The organism is Salmonella sp. 741265055_HSA, from assembly GCF_046569525.1.
Taxonomy (GTDB): domain Bacteria; phylum Pseudomonadota; class Gammaproteobacteria; order Enterobacterales; family Enterobacteriaceae; genus Salmonella; species Salmonella enterica.
The window spans coordinates 1-15,190 of the sequence record NZ_JBKFSQ010000012.1; the positions used below are offsets into that span (position 1 = coordinate 1).

The 15,190-nt window shown below is 54.0% G+C and carries 15 protein-coding genes and 1 CRISPR repeat array; of the genes, 12 read left to right on the forward strand and 3 right to left on the reverse strand.

What is annotated here, in order from left to right:
- Positions 1-31 precede the first annotated feature (31 nt).
- A CRISPR array of direct repeats spans positions 32-3,782; the repeat unit is 29 nt; unit sequence GTGTTCCCCGCGCCAGCGGGGATAAACCG.
- A gap of 14 nt (positions 3,783-3,796) precedes the next feature.
- Complete coding sequence (locus tag ACLD4K_RS08785; protein ID WP_000490473.1) at positions 3,797-4,843, reverse strand: aminopeptidase; 1,047 nt, start codon at positions 4,841-4,843, stop codon at positions 3,797-3,799.
- A 250-nt stretch (positions 4,844-5,093) separates the two neighbouring features.
- Here ACLD4K_RS08785 and cysD point away from each other — a divergent pair, with 250 nt between their 5' ends.
- The 10 genes from cysD to ACLD4K_RS08835 all read left to right on the forward strand — a co-directional run bounded on the left by cysD (position 5,094) and on the right by ACLD4K_RS08835 (position 12,535).
- A complete protein-coding gene (gene cysD / locus ACLD4K_RS08790) occupies positions 5,094-6,002 on the forward strand; it encodes a sulfate adenylyltransferase subunit CysD (RefSeq protein WP_000372384.1) in 909 nt (302 codons plus the stop codon).
- A gap of 9 nt (positions 6,003-6,011) precedes the next feature.
- Entirely contained in the window at positions 6,012-7,451 is a 1,440-nt protein-coding gene (cysN, locus tag ACLD4K_RS08795; protein WP_001092269.1) for a sulfate adenylyltransferase subunit CysN, read from the forward strand.
- Positions 7,438-8,043 carry an adenylyl-sulfate kinase gene (cysC, locus tag ACLD4K_RS08800; protein ID WP_183058658.1) on the forward strand — a complete coding sequence of 202 codons (606 nt, stop codon included), beginning with the start codon at positions 7,438-7,440 and terminating at the stop codon, positions 8,041-8,043. The genes cysN and cysC overlap by 14 nt, the downstream gene beginning before the upstream one ends.
- A gap of 50 nt (positions 8,044-8,093) precedes the next feature.
- Positions 8,094-8,417 (forward strand): DUF3561 family protein, encoded by a 324-nt coding sequence (locus tag ACLD4K_RS08805; protein ID WP_183058656.1) that lies wholly within the window; start codon positions 8,094-8,096, stop codon positions 8,415-8,417.
- Between the two features lie 190 nt (positions 8,418-8,607).
- Positions 8,608-8,919 carry a cell division protein FtsB gene (gene ftsB / locus ACLD4K_RS08810; protein ID WP_000517480.1) on the forward strand — a complete coding sequence of 104 codons (312 nt, stop codon included), beginning with the start codon at positions 8,608-8,610 and terminating at the stop codon, positions 8,917-8,919.
- A gap of 18 nt (positions 8,920-8,937) precedes the next feature.
- Positions 8,938-9,648 carry a 2-C-methyl-D-erythritol 4-phosphate cytidylyltransferase gene (ispD, locus tag ACLD4K_RS08815; protein ID WP_000741653.1) on the forward strand — a complete coding sequence of 237 codons (711 nt, stop codon included), beginning with the start codon at positions 8,938-8,940 and terminating at the stop codon, positions 9,646-9,648.
- The gene (ispF, locus tag ACLD4K_RS08820) at positions 9,648-10,127 is read left to right on the forward strand and encodes a 2-C-methyl-D-erythritol 2,4-cyclodiphosphate synthase (RefSeq protein WP_001219244.1); all 480 of its coding nucleotides are present in this window, start codon (positions 9,648-9,650) and stop codon (positions 10,125-10,127) included. Before ispD ends, ispF begins: the two co-directional genes overlap by 1 nt.
- On the forward strand, positions 10,124-11,173 hold the full coding sequence (gene truD, locus ACLD4K_RS08825) for a tRNA pseudouridine(13) synthase TruD (RefSeq protein ID WP_000134246.1): 1,050 nt from the start codon (positions 10,124-10,126) through the stop codon (positions 11,171-11,173). The genes ispF and truD overlap by 4 nt, the downstream gene beginning before the upstream one ends.
- On the forward strand, positions 11,154-11,915 hold the full coding sequence (gene surE / locus ACLD4K_RS08830) for a 5'/3'-nucleotidase SurE (protein WP_001221538.1): 762 nt from the start codon (positions 11,154-11,156) through the stop codon (positions 11,913-11,915). Before truD ends, surE begins: the two co-directional genes overlap by 20 nt.
- Positions 11,909-12,535 carry a protein-L-isoaspartate(D-aspartate) O-methyltransferase gene (locus ACLD4K_RS08835; RefSeq protein WP_000253545.1) on the forward strand — a complete coding sequence of 209 codons (627 nt, stop codon included), beginning with the start codon at positions 11,909-11,911 and terminating at the stop codon, positions 12,533-12,535. The genes surE and ACLD4K_RS08835 overlap by 7 nt, the downstream gene beginning before the upstream one ends.
- Positions 12,536-12,673: 138 nt before the next feature.
- Here the strand turns inward: ACLD4K_RS08835 and ACLD4K_RS08840 are convergent, their stop codons facing one another.
- Positions 12,674-12,832: a peptidase gene (locus ACLD4K_RS08840; RefSeq protein WP_223148970.1), complete on the reverse strand. Its 159-nt coding sequence runs from the start codon at positions 12,830-12,832 to the stop codon at positions 12,674-12,676.
- Between ACLD4K_RS08840 and nlpD the strand changes: the two genes are divergently transcribed.
- Together nlpD and rpoS are read left to right on the forward strand one after the other, a co-directional pair.
- Complete coding sequence (gene nlpD / locus ACLD4K_RS08845; RefSeq protein ID WP_411011745.1) at positions 12,762-13,844, forward strand: murein hydrolase activator NlpD; 1,083 nt, start codon at positions 12,762-12,764, stop codon at positions 13,842-13,844. The two genes, ACLD4K_RS08840 and nlpD, sit on opposite strands and share 71 nt — an antisense overlap.
- Positions 13,845-13,906: 62 nt before the next feature.
- On the forward strand, positions 13,907-14,899 hold the full coding sequence (rpoS, locus tag ACLD4K_RS08850) for an RNA polymerase sigma factor RpoS (RefSeq protein ID WP_000081498.1): 993 nt from the start codon (positions 13,907-13,909) through the stop codon (positions 14,897-14,899).
- Between the two features lie 44 nt (positions 14,900-14,943).
- On the opposite strand, the gene ACLD4K_RS08855 is transcribed toward rpoS, so the two are convergent.
- The gene (locus ACLD4K_RS08855; RefSeq protein ID WP_000562964.1) at positions 14,944-15,180 is read right to left on the reverse strand and encodes a non-oxidative hydroxyarylic acid decarboxylases subunit D; all 237 of its coding nucleotides are present in this window, start codon (positions 15,178-15,180) and stop codon (positions 14,944-14,946) included.
- Positions 15,181-15,190: the final 10 nt, after the last annotated feature.

Sequence of the window (15,190 nt, forward strand, 5' to 3'; positions counted from 1 at the left end):
TTATTGACTCAATAAGTCATTTCTGGACGGGGTGTTCCCCGCGCCAGCGGGGATAAACCGTCGGAGTGGACACATCACGCGACAATGGGGAGGTGTTCCCCGCGCCAGCGGGGATAAACCGTTTTAAGTTTTAAATTTTTTAATTTATATAAAGTGTTCCCCGCGCCAGCGGGGATAAACCGGGTCAGACATTGAATATAATTTAAAATCTATGGTGTTCCCCGCGCCAGCGGGGATAAACCGAAAAATATTTAAAAAGTAGTTTTGATTATACTGTGTTCCCCGCGCCAGCGGGGATAAACCGTAGCTGGGGCGTCGGCGTATGCTAATTGATGTGTGTTCCCCGCGCCAGCGGGGATAAACCGATTTAGATTATAATTTAGCTGATTCTGAATTGGTGTTCCCCGCGCCAGCGGGGATAAACCGTTGAAAATATAAACATAAAATCGATTTTGAAAGTGTTCCCCGCGCCAGCGGGGATAAACCGAATATTTACACCATTGGAATTGACGGCGTGCTGTGTTCCCCGCGCCAGCGGGGATAAACCGATAATTTAATTTCGTATTCGCCATTTGAACAAGTGTTCCCCGCGCCAGCGGGGATAAACCGAAGATTATATTAAATATCGTACACAATTTAAAGTGTTCCCCGCGCCAGCGGGGATAAACCGACACTATTTCACGAGCTGTTTATAATTCTAAAGTGTTCCCCGCGCCAGCGGGGATAAACCGTAAAAACATCCTTTGATGTTGCTGAATTTAAAGTGTTCCCCGCGCCAGCGGGGATAAACCGGTTATTACATCACTATCTTTTTGCGATAATTTGTGTTCCCCGCGCCAGCGGGGATAAACCGTTTTGATATACATCAGAATAGTTCTGACTGTTGTGTTCCCCGCGCCAGCGGGGATAAACCGGTAAATATGTTGTTTCAACGTGAAATTTAGCTGTGTTCCCCGCGCCAGCGGGGATAAACCGACGACATCGCGCAGGCTATCTGGACGGCGGCAGTGTTCCCCGCGCCAGCGGGGATAAACCGGCGAGGGCGACGTCATCAACATGAAAAAAGACGTGTTCCCCGCGCCAGCGGGGATAAACCGCGTTAACTAAAACGAACAAAACAGGGAAATCAGTGTTCCCCGCGCCAGCGGGGATAAACCGCGCCCCACCAGCGCCGCATCCAGTTTCTGACCGTGTTCCCCGCGCCAGCGGGGATAAACCGTCTGGCGGCGGGTAAACTGTATATTAACGTTGGTGTTCCCCGCGCCAGCGGGGATAAACCGTAAATAAATTAATTAACACGGTTACAGTAGAAGTGTTCCCCGCGCCAGCGGGGATAAACCGCCAGAAAAACGCGTAGAGGGACAGCCTGTACAGTGTTCCCCGCGCCAGCGGGGATAAACCGTTTATATTGGGAACCTGATATACAGTGGGCGGGTGTTCCCCGCGCCAGCGGGGATAAACCGGAGTTCAACGAGTCGGATCGTACTGGTAGTGGGTGTTCCCCGCGCCAGCGGGGATAAACCGTAAATGAAAATGACATAGTATTATCATTAAAAGTGTTCCCCGCGCCAGCGGGGATAAACCGGCGCTTCCGGTATTAGTGATTATGTAGATTATGTGTTCCCCGCGCCAGCGGGGATAAACCGCATTTTTAGTTAAACTAGCTAATAATATATTAGTGTTCCCCGCGCCAGCGGGGATAAACCGGCCGTTGGCGGTGATTTAGGTGAGGAATTTATGTGTTCCCCGCGCCAGCGGGGATAAACCGCCATACTTTAATCCAACAATTTCAACAACTTGGTGTTCCCCGCGCCAGCGGGGATAAACCGTGACGGATGCATTTTCATTGCCATTAGCTAAAGTGTTCCCCGCGCCAGCGGGGATAAACCGACTCAAGAGAAATTAAATTTCCTGCGCTTGCTGTGTTCCCCGCGCCAGCGGGGATAAACCGTTATTGGTATTCGTGATGGGAGTGGTGACTGCGTGTTCCCCGCGCCAGCGGGGATAAACCGGAACAGTATTTAGGTGTTTTAAATGTTCGTATGTGTTCCCCGCGCCAGCGGGGATAAACCGCCCGCGAAAATCGCGGGCTCCTCACTGAATCTGTGTTCCCCGCGCCAGCGGGGATAAACCGCAATAGGGACAATCATTAACAATGCTGTTAACGTGTTCCCCGCGCCAGCGGGGATAAACCGCCGGGAAAAGACCGGCACAGCCCGGACGATATGTGTTCCCCGCGCCAGCGGGGATAAACCGGTAAACTCGCCGCCGTATGTAAGAGCCAGCAAGTGTTCCCCGCGCCAGCGGGGATAAACCGTTTTAATCTCAGCGGTGAGTACCGGCTTGGTGGTGTTCCCCGCGCCAGCGGGGATAAACCGCTGAGCGCTCCTTTTTCTGATGCCATGTTAGAGTGTTCCCCGCGCCAGCGGGGATAAACCGTTGACGCACAGAAACCAGTTGCGTGGCTAGTGGTGTTCCCCGCGCCAGCGGGGATAAACCGGCTGCGCGAGAAACAGAGCGCAAAACAGCGGTGTGTTCCCCGCGCCAGCGGGGATAAACCGTTTACCCCCTGTTTACTGCAATAGCGCGGATAGTGTTCCCCGCGCCAGCGGGGATAAACCGTGATCGGTCCCCGCCAGCACCTCTCCGGTACTGTGTTCCCCGCGCCAGCGGGGATAAACCGGCCGGACTCAACGGCGAGAACGTCGGGGATTTGTGTTCCCCGCGCCAGCGGGGATAAACCGGGTCTTGTTTTTTTAGCAACGTCATCGCGCCAGTGTTCCCCGCGCCAGCGGGGATAAACCGAGAGCTGTGACACTGTTTTACGGGTTGACTATGTGCTCCCCGCGCCAGCGGGGATAAACCGCGCGGGTGGAGTCGTGAAAAACAATTTGACGAGTGTTCCCCGCGCCAGCGGGGATAAACCGCAACGAGTGCAGCAGATTTGATTAATTTGCAAGTGTTCCCCGCGCCAGCGGGGATAAACCGCGCGAATCATCACCTGCCGCGACCGTCCCCGCGTGTTCCCCGCGCCAGCGGGGATAAACCGCGGTGTATCGTTCGAAATGTTTTTGAGTTGGTGTGTTCCCCGCGCCAGCGGGGATAAACCGGTCCCCATATAGTTTGTGATCGTCTGCGTATCGTGTTCCCCGCGCCAGCGGGGATAAACCGATTAATTTCAGCGTGATCGGTTCGGCTGTATTGTGTTCCCCGCGCCAGCGGGGATAAACCGAAGATGCTGCCGGATGCTATTAAACCGGAACACGTGTTCCCCGCGCCAGCGGGGATAAACCGACTCCACAAGCACGCAGCAGCGAACGGACTTAGTGTTCCCCGCGCCAGCGGGGATAAACCGACTCGCGCCATCATGCTGGCAGGGATGGATGCGTGTTCCCCGCGCCAGCGGGGATAAACCGCGGGCAACGTACTGATCAAGCGCTGCGGCGCTGTGTTCCCCGCGCCAGCGGGAATAAACCGCCCATTTCCAGCGCTAACTCGTACATCGTCTCGTGTTCCCCGCGCCAGCGGGGATAAACCGGCGCAGCGAGTTGAATGTCTGGTGCGCGGCTGGTGTTCCCCGCGTCAGCGGGGATAAACCGACGGCACGCAGTTGCCGACGCTATTTTTTGTGGTGTTCCCCGCGCCAGCAGGGATAAACCGAGAAACGAGAGCCAGATAATCGCTATAGCGGGGTGTTCCCCGCGCCAGCGGGGATAAACCGGGGGGCGTTCCGCAGTCGGCAAGGGCTGAAAAATGTTCCCCGCGCCAGCGGGGATAAACACGTTTCACCAGCATATCAGGACGTTTTTTCCGCCTTCGCCAGCTCTTTTACCAACGGCAGCATTATCCGCACTACATCGCGGCTACGGCGCTCAATCCGCCCTGGCAGTGCCTTGTCAATATGCTGTTGATTATCAAGCCGTACGTCGTGCCAGCTATTGCCGTTCGGGAAGGATGCATTTTTCACGCGTTGCTGGTATCCGTCTTTTTTACCCAGATTCCAGTTCGTCGCCTCAACAGAAAGCACCGATATTCCCGCTTTATCGAAAACCTCCGCATCATTACAGCAACCCGTTCCTTTGGGGTAGGATGGATTGCGTCCCGGATTGGTGTTGGCGGCGATACCATAACGGCGCGCAATCGCTAATGCCCGATCGCGGGTCAGTGTACGCACCGCTTCCGGCGTATTTTTCCCGCTATTAAAATAGAGCTTGTCGCCAACAATCAGGTTATCGAGATTAATGACCAGTAGCGTATTTTTCTTCTCAGCGTCACTCATTCGTTTGAGTAAATTTTCCGCGCCTAGCTTTCCCTCTTCTTCCCCACTGGTGGCGATAAAACGAATCCCATAATGGGTCGGTATATCTTTCAGGCGCGCCGCCAGTTCCAGCATAACGCCTAATCCCGCGGCATTATCATCCATTCCCTGTAACGTTAAACCGCCCAGATTGGCATCGACATCAGCGTCGCTCTGCGGAGCGTAGGTATCCAGATGCGCCATAATGATGATCTGTTGCGGCACGCGCCCTTCATGGGCAGCGATGACCGTGCTGCCCGTCACGTTATGCCAGTTTTTGCGATTATCCTTCGTGGTATAAATAAATCGGCTATTAAACGTTCGAATATCGCTTTGGTATCCCATCTGGGTAAATTGTTGGCGTAAATAATCGGCAGATAACATCTCGGCGGGAGAGCCAGTCATTCTCCCGGGAAAAAAGGTGGCGATATGTCGTGCCTGAGTATTCGCTATTTCACCAGGCTCTGGTGATGCTGCTTGTGCAGGAAGGATAAAGCCTACGCCGAGCGCCAGAATGACGGCAAAGCGGCGCGTTGCGGAAAACATAATGAGTCCTTAAATACAGAACAAAATTTTACGTGGTTAGTATGAAACCGCGATCGTGTTAATACAATTTCATTTGCTCCTAAATGCTGGCAATCCGGTACGTTAAGCATTTTTTGATATTGGTTTTTGGGCCGCGTTATTCCTTTGAGGAACTACTCATTCCAATTCGTCATTTCATTCACTCTCCTGCGCTCCCTATAGTCGTGTAATCGAAATGTTTAGCAAAAAACGGTATTGCAAAGGAACGGTTATGGATCAAAAACGACTCACCCACCTGCGGCAACTGGAGGCGGAAAGTATCCACATTATCCGTGAAGTGGCAGCGGAATTCGCTAATCCGGTCATGCTGTACTCCATTGGTAAAGACTCCAGCGTCATGCTGCATCTGGCACGTAAGGCGTTTTATCCGGGTACGTTACCGTTCCCGCTATTGCACGTTGATACCGGTTGGAAATTCCGTGAGATGTACGCCTTTCGCGATCGTACCGCCAACGCATACGGCTGCGAATTGCTGGTACATAAAAATCCGGAAGGCGTGGCGATGGGCATCAATCCGTTCGTTCACGGTAGCGCTAAACACACCGATATTATGAAAACCGAAGGGTTAAAGCAGGCGCTGAATAAGTACGGTTTTGATGCCGCGTTCGGCGGCGCACGGCGCGATGAGGAAAAATCCCGCGCGAAAGAACGTATTTACTCCTTTCGTGACCGTTTCCATCGCTGGGACCCGAAAAATCAGCGGCCAGAGTTGTGGCGTAACTATAACGGTCAGATTAATAAAGGCGAAAGTATACGCGTCTTCCCACTCTCCAACTGGACAGAGCAGGATATCTGGCAATACATCTGGCTGGAAAACATCGACATCGTGCCGCTGTACCTGGCTGCTGAACGCCCGGTTCTGGAACGTGACGGCATGTTGATGATGGTGGATGACGATCGTATCGATCTCCAGCCTGGCGAAGTCATCAAAAAAAGGATGGTGCGCTTCCGTACACTTGGCTGTTGGCCGCTCACCGGGGCGGTGGAATCCCACGCGCAAACGCTGCCGGAAATTATCGAAGAGATGCTGGTTTCTACCACTAGCGAGCGCCAGGGGAGGATGATTGACCGCGATCAGGCGGGGTCGATGGAGCTTAAAAAACGTCAGGGGTATTTCTAAGGAGCCGCCATGAACACCATACTTGCACAACAAATCGCCAATGAAGGCGGCGTCGAAGCCTGGATGATGGCCCAACAACACAAAAGCCTGCTGCGTTTTTTAACCTGTGGCAGCGTTGATGACGGTAAAAGTACGCTGATAGGTCGTTTGCTGCACGATACCCTGCAAATTTATGAAGATCAGCTCTCTTCTCTGCATAATGACAGTAAACGTCATGGCACGCAGGGAGAAAAACTCGATCTGGCGCTGCTGGTAGATGGGCTGCAGGCCGAGCGTGAGCAGGGCATTACTATTGACGTCGCGTACCGCTATTTCTCCACTGAAAAACGAAAATTTATTATCGCCGACACGCCGGGCCATGAACAATATACCCGTAATATGGCGACCGGAGCGTCCACCTGCGATCTGGCGATCCTACTGATCGACGCGCGTAAAGGCGTGCTGGATCAGACGCGTCGCCATAGCTTTATCTCCACTCTGTTGGGGATCAAACACCTGGTGGTGGCAATCAACAAAATGGATCTCGTTGACTACCGCGAAGAGACCTTCGCCCGTATTCGCGAAGATTACCTGACCTTTGCTGAACAGTTGCCGGGCGATCTGGACATTCGCTTTGTCCCGCTTTCGGCGCTGGAAGGGGATAATGTCGCCGCGCAGAGCGCGAACATGCGCTGGTACAGCGGTCCGACGCTGCTGGAAGTCCTGGAAACGGTAGACATACAGCGTGCGGTAGACCGGCAGCCGATGCGCTTTCCGGTACAATACGTCAATCGCCCGAATCTTGATTTTCGGGGGTATGCCGGCACTCTGGCGTCTGGTAGCGTCAAAGTCGGAGAGCGCATTAAAGTGCTGCCGTCCGGCGTGGAATCCAGCGTGGCGCGTATCGTCACTTTTGATGGCGATAAAGAAGAAGCCTGTGCGGGCGAAGCCATTACCCTGGTACTCAACGACGACATTGATATTAGCCGCGGCGATCTGCTGCTGGCGGCAAACGAGACGCTGGCACCTGCGCGGCACGCCGCGATCGATGTGGTATGGATGGCGGAACAGCCGCTGGCACCGGGCCAAAGCTACGACGTTAAACTCGCGGGTAAGAAAACCCGCGCGCGTATCGAGGCTATTCGCTATCAGATTGATATCAACAATCTGACCCAACGAGACGTCGAGAGCCTGCCGTTAAACGGTATTGGTCTGGTGGAGATGACATTCGATGAGCCGCTCGCGCTGGATATTTATCAGCAAAATCCGGTGACGGGCGGGCTGATTTTTATCGACCGACTTTCTAACGTCACCGTCGGCGCTGGCATGGTGCGGGAACTGGATGAACGCGGAGCGACGCCGCCCGTGGAATACAGTGCGTTTGAGCTGGAGCTGAATGCGCTGGTACGCCGTCATTTTCCGCACTGGGACGCCCGCGATTTGCTGGGAGATAAACATGGCGCTGCATGATGAGAACGTGGTCTGGCACTCTCATCCCGTTACTGTCGCCGCCCGTGAACAGCTCCACGGCCACCGTGGCGTGGTGCTGTGGTTTACCGGACTCTCCGGTTCGGGAAAATCAACGGTGGCCGGCGCGCTGGAAGAGGCGTTACATCAGCGTGGCGTCAGTACCTACCTGTTGGATGGCGATAATGTGCGCCACGGTTTGTGCCGTGATTTAGGCTTTAGCGATGCCGATCGCCAGGAAAATATCCGGCGGGTAGGCGAAGTGGCCAGTCTGATGGCGGACGCCGGTCTGATTGTTTTGACGGCATTTATTTCTCCACACCGCGCCGAGCGGCAACGGGTAAAAGAGCGCGTCGGCCACGATCGTTTTATCGAGATTTATGTCAATACGCCGCTGGCTATCTGTGAACAGCGCGATCCTAAAGGGTTGTATAAAAAAGCGCGCGTGGGCGAGTTGCGTAACTTTACCGGTATCGACGCCATTTACGAAGCGCCTGACTCGCCCCAGGTTCATCTTAATGGTGAACAATTAGTAACAAATTTGGTTTCCCAATTATTAGACCTGCTGAGACGGCGCGATATTATCAGATCCTGAGACACCACCGGGCTTGTATGCCCGGTATGGTCAAGGTTACAGGATTTAATATGCGTAATAGCCATAACATTACTTTCACAAGGTCAGACGCCTTCATGGTCGACGATGACGCCACCAGTGCATTTCCGGGGGCGGTGGTCGGCTTTGTGTCATGGCTGCTGGCGTTGGGGATCCCTTTTCTGCTTTATGGCCCTAACACACTGTTTTTTTTCCTCTATACCTGGCCCTTTTTCCTCGCATTAATGCCGGTATCGGTGATTATCGGTATTGCGTTGCATCTGCTGGTAAAGGGCAAAATACTTTTTAGCATCATGTTTACTCTACTGGCGGTAGGTGCGCTGTTCGGCGTGTTATTTATATGGCTACTAGGGTAGGTGGGTTATCACTGCGCCTCCGGTCATAATTCAAACCGTAACCAACAATGAGATTATGTTCTCCTTACTCGGGTATACGTAACATCCGGCAAATGTGGTACATTTGCCGGCGTTGTCGCGGCAATCCCGTCCTGAATGTGGCGTCACAGAGGACGTTATGGGATGATGATGCCGTTTTTCAGGGGGCAGGATGGGTAAACTAACGCTGCTGTTGCTGGCTTTACTGGTCTGGCTACAGTACTCGCTGTGGTTCGGTAAGAACGGCATACATGACTATAGCCGCGTCAACGATGATGTGGTCGCGCAGCAGGCGACAAACGCCAAACTTAAAGCGCGTAACGATCAGCTTTTTGCCGAAATTGACGATCTCAATGGCGGCCAGGAAGCGATTGAGGAGCGCGCGCGCAATGAACTTAGCATGACCAAACCGGGCGAAACCTTCTATCGTCTGGTGCCTGACGCCTCAAAACGCGCGGCAACGGCGGGGCAAACTCATCGATAAACCATCCAGGGATTTAACATGGCAGCCACTTTATTGGACGTTTGCGCCGTGGTGCCGGCTGCCGGATTTGGCCGCCGAATGCAAACAGAATGTCCTAAGCAGTATCTCTCAATCGGTAATAAAACCATTCTGGAGCACTCAGTTCATGCGCTGCTGGCGCATCCTCGGGTGACACGCGTTGTTATTGCTATCAGCCCTGGCGATCATCGCTTTGCCCAACTTCCGCTGGCGAATCATCCGCAAATCACCGTTGTGGATGGCGGCAACGAACGCGCTGATTCCGTTTTGGCCGGGTTACAGGCCGTTGCAAAGGCGCAGTGGGTGCTGGTGCACGACGCGGCAAGACCCTGTTTGCATCAGGATGACCTTGCGCGGTTGCTGACCATCAGCGAAAACAGCCGGGTCGGCGGTATCCTCGCCAGTCCGGTGCGCGACACCATGAAACGCGGCGAACCAGGGAAAAACGCTATTGCCCATACCGTAGAGCGCGCCGATTTATGGCACGCGCTCACCCCGCAGTTTTTCCCCCGCGAACTCTTGCACGATTGTCTGACGCGTGCGCTGAATGAAGGCGCGACCATCACCGACGAAGCGTCAGCGCTGGAGTATTGTGGTTTTCATCCGGCGCTGGTAGAAGGTCGCGCGGATAACATCAAGGTCACCCGCCCGGAAGATCTGGCGCTGGCGGAATTTTATCTGACCCGAACCATCCACCAGGAGAAAGCATAATGCGAATTGGACACGGTTTTGACGTACACGCGTTTGGCGGAGAAGGGCCGATTATTATTGGCGGCGTGCGTATCCCTTATGAAAAAGGGCTATTGGCGCATTCCGATGGCGATGTGGCGTTACATGCGCTGACCGATGCGCTGCTGGGCGCGGCGGCGCTTGGCGATATCGGCAAGCTCTTCCCGGATACCGATCCGGCATTTAAGGGAGCGGATAGCCGCGAACTGCTGCGTGAAGCCTGGCGTCGTATTCAGGCGAAGGGGTACACCCTCGGCAACGTGGATGTCACCATTATTGCGCAGGCGCCGAAAATGCTGCCGCATATTCCGCAAATGCGCGTCTTTATCGCCGAAGATCTCGGCTGCCATATGGATGACGTTAACGTGAAGGCGACGACGACGGAAAAGCTCGGATTTACCGGACGCGGAGAAGGCATTGCCTGCGAAGCGGTCGCGCTGCTGATGAAGGCGGCGAAATGACAGAGTTTGACAATCTCACCTGGCTGCACGGAAAACCACAAGGTAGCGGATTGCTGAAAGCGAATCCGGAAGATTTTGTGGTGGTTGAAGATTTAGGCTTTACGCCGGATGGTGAAGGCGAGCACATTCTGCTGCGTATTTTGAAAAACGGTTGCAATACCCGTTTTGTCGCTGACGCGCTGGCGAAATTCCTGAAAATTCACGCTCGCGAAGTGAGCTTTGCCGGGCAAAAAGATAAACACGCCGTTACCGAGCAGTGGCTGTGCGCGCGCGTGCCGGGGAAAGAGATGCCCGATTTCAGCGCCTTTCAGCTGGAAGGTTGTAAAGTGCTGGAATACGCGCGTCACAAGCGTAAGCTGCGTTTAGGCGCGCTGAAAGGCAATGCCTTTACGCTGGTGTTGCGTGAAATAAGCGATCGCCGCGATGTCGAAACACGATTGCAGGCGATTCGCGATGGCGGCGTGCCGAACTATTTTGGCGCACAGCGATTCGGCATTGGCGGCAGCAACTTGCAGGGCGCGCTGCGCTGGGCGCAAAGTAACGCGCCAGTGCGCGATCGCAATAAACGCAGTTTTTGGTTGTCGGCGGCACGTAGCGCGTTGTTTAATCAAATTGTTCACCAGCGGCTGAAGAAACCAGACTTTAATCAAGTTGTTGACGGCGATGCGCTACAATTAGCGGGGCGTGGAAGCTGGTTCGTCGCGACATCTGAAGAACTGCCTGAATTGCAGCGCCGGGTAGACGAAAAAGAGCTGATGATTACAGCGTCGTTGCCGGGCAGCGGAGAGTGGGGAACACAGCGTGCGGCGCTGGCGTTTGAGCAAGATGCCATTGCCCAGGAAACGGTGTTGCAATCGCTGTTGCTGCGCGAAAAAGTAGAGGCGTCGCGCAGAGCGATGCTGCTTTATCCGCAACAATTAAGCTGGAACTGGTGGGATGACGTGACCGTCGAGTTACGTTTCTGGCTGCCCGCAGGCAGTTTTGCCACCAGCGTAGTAAGGGAACTGATCAACACAATGGGTGATTATGCGCATATTGCTGAGTAACGATGACGGGGTTCACGCGCCCGGTATACAAACGCTGGCGAAAGCGCTGCGTGAGTTTGCTGATGTACAGGTCGTAGCCCCGGATCGTAACCGCAGCGGCGCGTCTAATTCCCTCACGCTGGAATCTTCGCTTCGTACTTTTACCTTTGATAATGGCGATATCGCCGTACAGATGGGGACGCCGACCGATTGCGTCTATCTGGGCGTTAATGCCTTAATGCGTCCGCGTCCGGATATTGTCGTTTCCGGTATTAACGCGGGTCCGAATCTGGGCGATGATGTGATCTATTCCGGTACTGTCGCCGCGGCGATGGAAGGTCGTCATCTCGGCTTTCCGGCATTAGCGGTCTCCCTTAACGGCTATCAACATTATGATACGGCTGCAGCCGTGACTTGCGCGCTTTTGCGAGGGTTAAGCCGGGAGCCGTTGCGTACCGGGCGTATTCTCAACGTGAATGTCCCGGATCTACCGTTAGCGCAGGTTAAAGGCATCCGCGTGACTCGCTGCGGTAGCCGCCATCCAGCGGATAAAGTGATCCCGCAGGAAGATCCGCGCGGTAATACATTGTACTGGATTGGCCCGCCGGGCGATAAATACGATGCCGGGCCGGATACCGATTTCGCGGCGGTGGATGAAGGCTACGTCTCCGTCACGCCGTTGCATGTGGATTTAACCGCGCACAGCGCGCATGATGTGGTTTCAGACTGGTTAGACAGCGTGGGAGTTGGCACGCAATGGTAAGTGGACGTGTACAGGCTCTTCTTGAACAATTGCGCGCGCAGGGCATCAGAGATGAGCAGGTGCTTAATGCGCTTGCTGCAGTGCCGCGCGAGAAATTTATTGATGAAGCGTTTGAACATAAGGCCTGGGAAAATATCGCTTTGCCGATAGGCCAGGGTCAGACGATTTCGCAGCCCTATATGGTGGCGCGAATGACGGAACTGCTCGAACTGACGCCGCAATCCAGGGTGCTGGAAATTGGCACCGGTTCCGGCTATCAGACGGCGATTCTGGCGCATCTGGTGCATCACGTTTGCTCCGTTGAGCGGATTAAGGGGCTGCAATGGCAGGCGCGCCGCCGCCTGAAGCAGCTCGATTTACATAATGTTTCTACCCGTCATGGCGATGGCTGGCAAGGCTGGCAGGCGCGTGCGCCGTTTGACGCTATCATTGTGACGGCCGCGCCGCCGGAAATTCCTACCGCGCTCATGGCACAGTTGGATGAAGGCGGCATTCTTGTTCTGCCCGTGGGCGATGAGCAGCAGTTTTTGAAACGCGTGCGTCGCCGGGGCGGCGAATTTATTATCGATACCGTGGAGGCCGTTCGCTTCGTCCCGTTAGTCAAGGGAGAGCTGGCCTAGTTTGCCCTGCAAACAACCACTATTACGCCTGATGAAGCCGAAACGAATACCTGGAGTTTTCCTGGTTATTCCCGGTGGGTTAAGCGTATCGTGAACACATTTTCCCGTGTTCACTTAATGCGTTGCACGGTTCTTACGTCACTGGTTGTTAACCAAATTTTTTCCTGGGGGATAAATGAGCGCGGGAAGCCCAAAATTCACCGTTAGTCGCATTGCGGCACTATCACTGGTTTCACTATGGCTGGCAGGTTGTACCAGTTCGTCAAACCCTCCGGCGCCGGTCACGTCTGTGGACAGTGGTTCGTCATCAAATACCAATTCCGGGATGTTGATCACACCGCCGCCAAAAATGGGCACGACGACGCAACAAACGCCGCAACAAGCGCCGCAAATTCAACCCGTTCAGCGTCCTGTAACGCAGCCCATGCAAACTCAACCGGTCGCGGAACAGCCCGTGCAGATGGAAAATGGGCGAATTGTATACAATCGCCAGTATGGGAATATTCCGAAAGGTAGTTATGCGGGTGGCAGTACTTACACCGTGAAAAAGGGTGATACGCTTTTTTACATCGCCTGGATTACCGGGAACGATTTCCGCGATCTGGCCCAGAGAAACAGTATTTCTGCCCCGTATAGCCTGAATGTAGGGCAAACTTTGCAAGTTGGTAACGCATCCGGTACGCCAATTACTGGCGGAAATGCGATCACCCAGGCGGATGCAGCACAGCAAGGAGTTGTGACCAGGCCTGCACAAAATTCCACCGTTGCAGTTGCGTCTCAACCAACAATTACGTATTCTGAGGGCTCAGGTGAACAAAGTGCTAACAAAATGTTGCCAAATAACAAGCCTGCTGGGACGGTTGTCACAGCGCCTGTAACGGCACCAACGGTAAGCACGACCGAACCAAATGCAAGCAGTACGTCAACCAGCGCGCCGATTTCCGCATGGCGCTGGCCGACGGATGGCAAAGTGATCGAAAACTTTGGCGCTTCTGAAGGGGGCAATAAAGGGATCGACATTGCAGGCAGTAAGGGACAGGCTATCGTCGCAACCGCTAATGGGCGCGTCGTATATGCCGGTAACGCGCTGCGTGGTTACGGTAATCTTATTATCATCAAACATAACGATGATTACCTGAGTGCCTACGCCCATAATGATACGATGCTGGTCCGGGAACAACAGGAAGTTAAGGCGGGGCAAAAAATCGCTACTATGGGTAGCACCGGCACCAGCTCTACACGCTTGCATTTTGAAATTCGTTACAAGGGGAAATCCGTAAACCCGCTGCGTTATTTACCGCAGCGATAAAGCGGCGGAACCAGGCTTTGACTTGCTAGTTCCGTCAAGGGATCACGGGTAGGAGCCACCTTATGAGTCAGAATACGCTGAAAGTTCATGATTTAAATGAAGACGCGGAATTTGATGAGAACGGAGTAGAGGCTTTTGACGAAAAAGCCTTGAGTGAAGAGGAACCCAGTGATAACGACCTGGCTGAAGAAGAGCTGTTATCGCAAGGGGCCACACAGCGTGTGTTGGACGCGACTCAGCTTTACCTTGGTGAGATTGGGTATTCACCACTGTTAACAGCCGAAGAAGAAGTCTATTTTGCGCGTCGCGCACTGCGTGGGGATGTCGCTTCTCGCCGTCGCATGATTGAGAGTAACCTGCGTCTGGTGGTAAAAATTGCCCGCCGTTATGGCAATCGTGGACTGGCGTTGCTGGACCTGATTGAAGAGGGCAACCTGGGGCTTATCCGTGCAGTCGAGAAGTTTGACCCGGAACGCGGGTTCCGCTTCTCAACATACGCAACCTGGTGGATTCGCCAGACAATCGAACGGGCGATTATGAACCAAACCCGTACGATTCGCTTGCCGATTCACATTGTTAAAGAGCTGAACGTCTACCTGCGCACCGCACGTGAGTTGTCGCATAAACTGGACCACGAACCGAGTGCGGAAGAAATTGCAGAGCAACTGGATAAACCGGTTGATGATGTCAGCCGTATGCTTCGTCTCAACGAGCGCATTACCTCGGTAGACACCCCGCTGGGCGGTGATTCCGAAAAAGCGTTGCTGGACATCCTGGCCGATGAAAAAGAGAACGGTCCGGAAGACACCACGCAAGATGACGATATGAAACAGAGCATCGTCAAATGGTTGTTCGAACTGAACGCCAAACAGCGTGAAGTGCTGGCGCGCCGTTTCGGTCTGCTGGGATATGAAGCTGCGACACTGGAAGATGTAGGCCGTGAAATCGGTCTTACGCGTGAACGTGTTCGTCAGATTCAGGTTGAAGGCCTGCGCCGTCTGCGCGAAATTCTGCAGACGCAGGGGCTGAATATCGAAGCGCTGTTCCGCGAGTAAGTACTCTTGTCAAAAAAAAGCCAGTCGACAGACTGGCCTTTTTTTTACCGTTTGTCTTCTGCCAGCAGCGGCGGGATACTCGGCACCATTGGCGCGTCATCAATATCTTTTTGCGTCATGCGAAACGCTTGTGGATAGTGTTCGCGGCTGGTACGGCGTAACGGTTCGGTATCGCGCCAGGTATACAGACAATGCTGACACTGATATACCGTCCAGACTCCTTTTACCGGCGAAGTCGCCATGAGTTCAATATGTGCATCGGCACAGCGTGGACAAATCATCGGTTGCTCC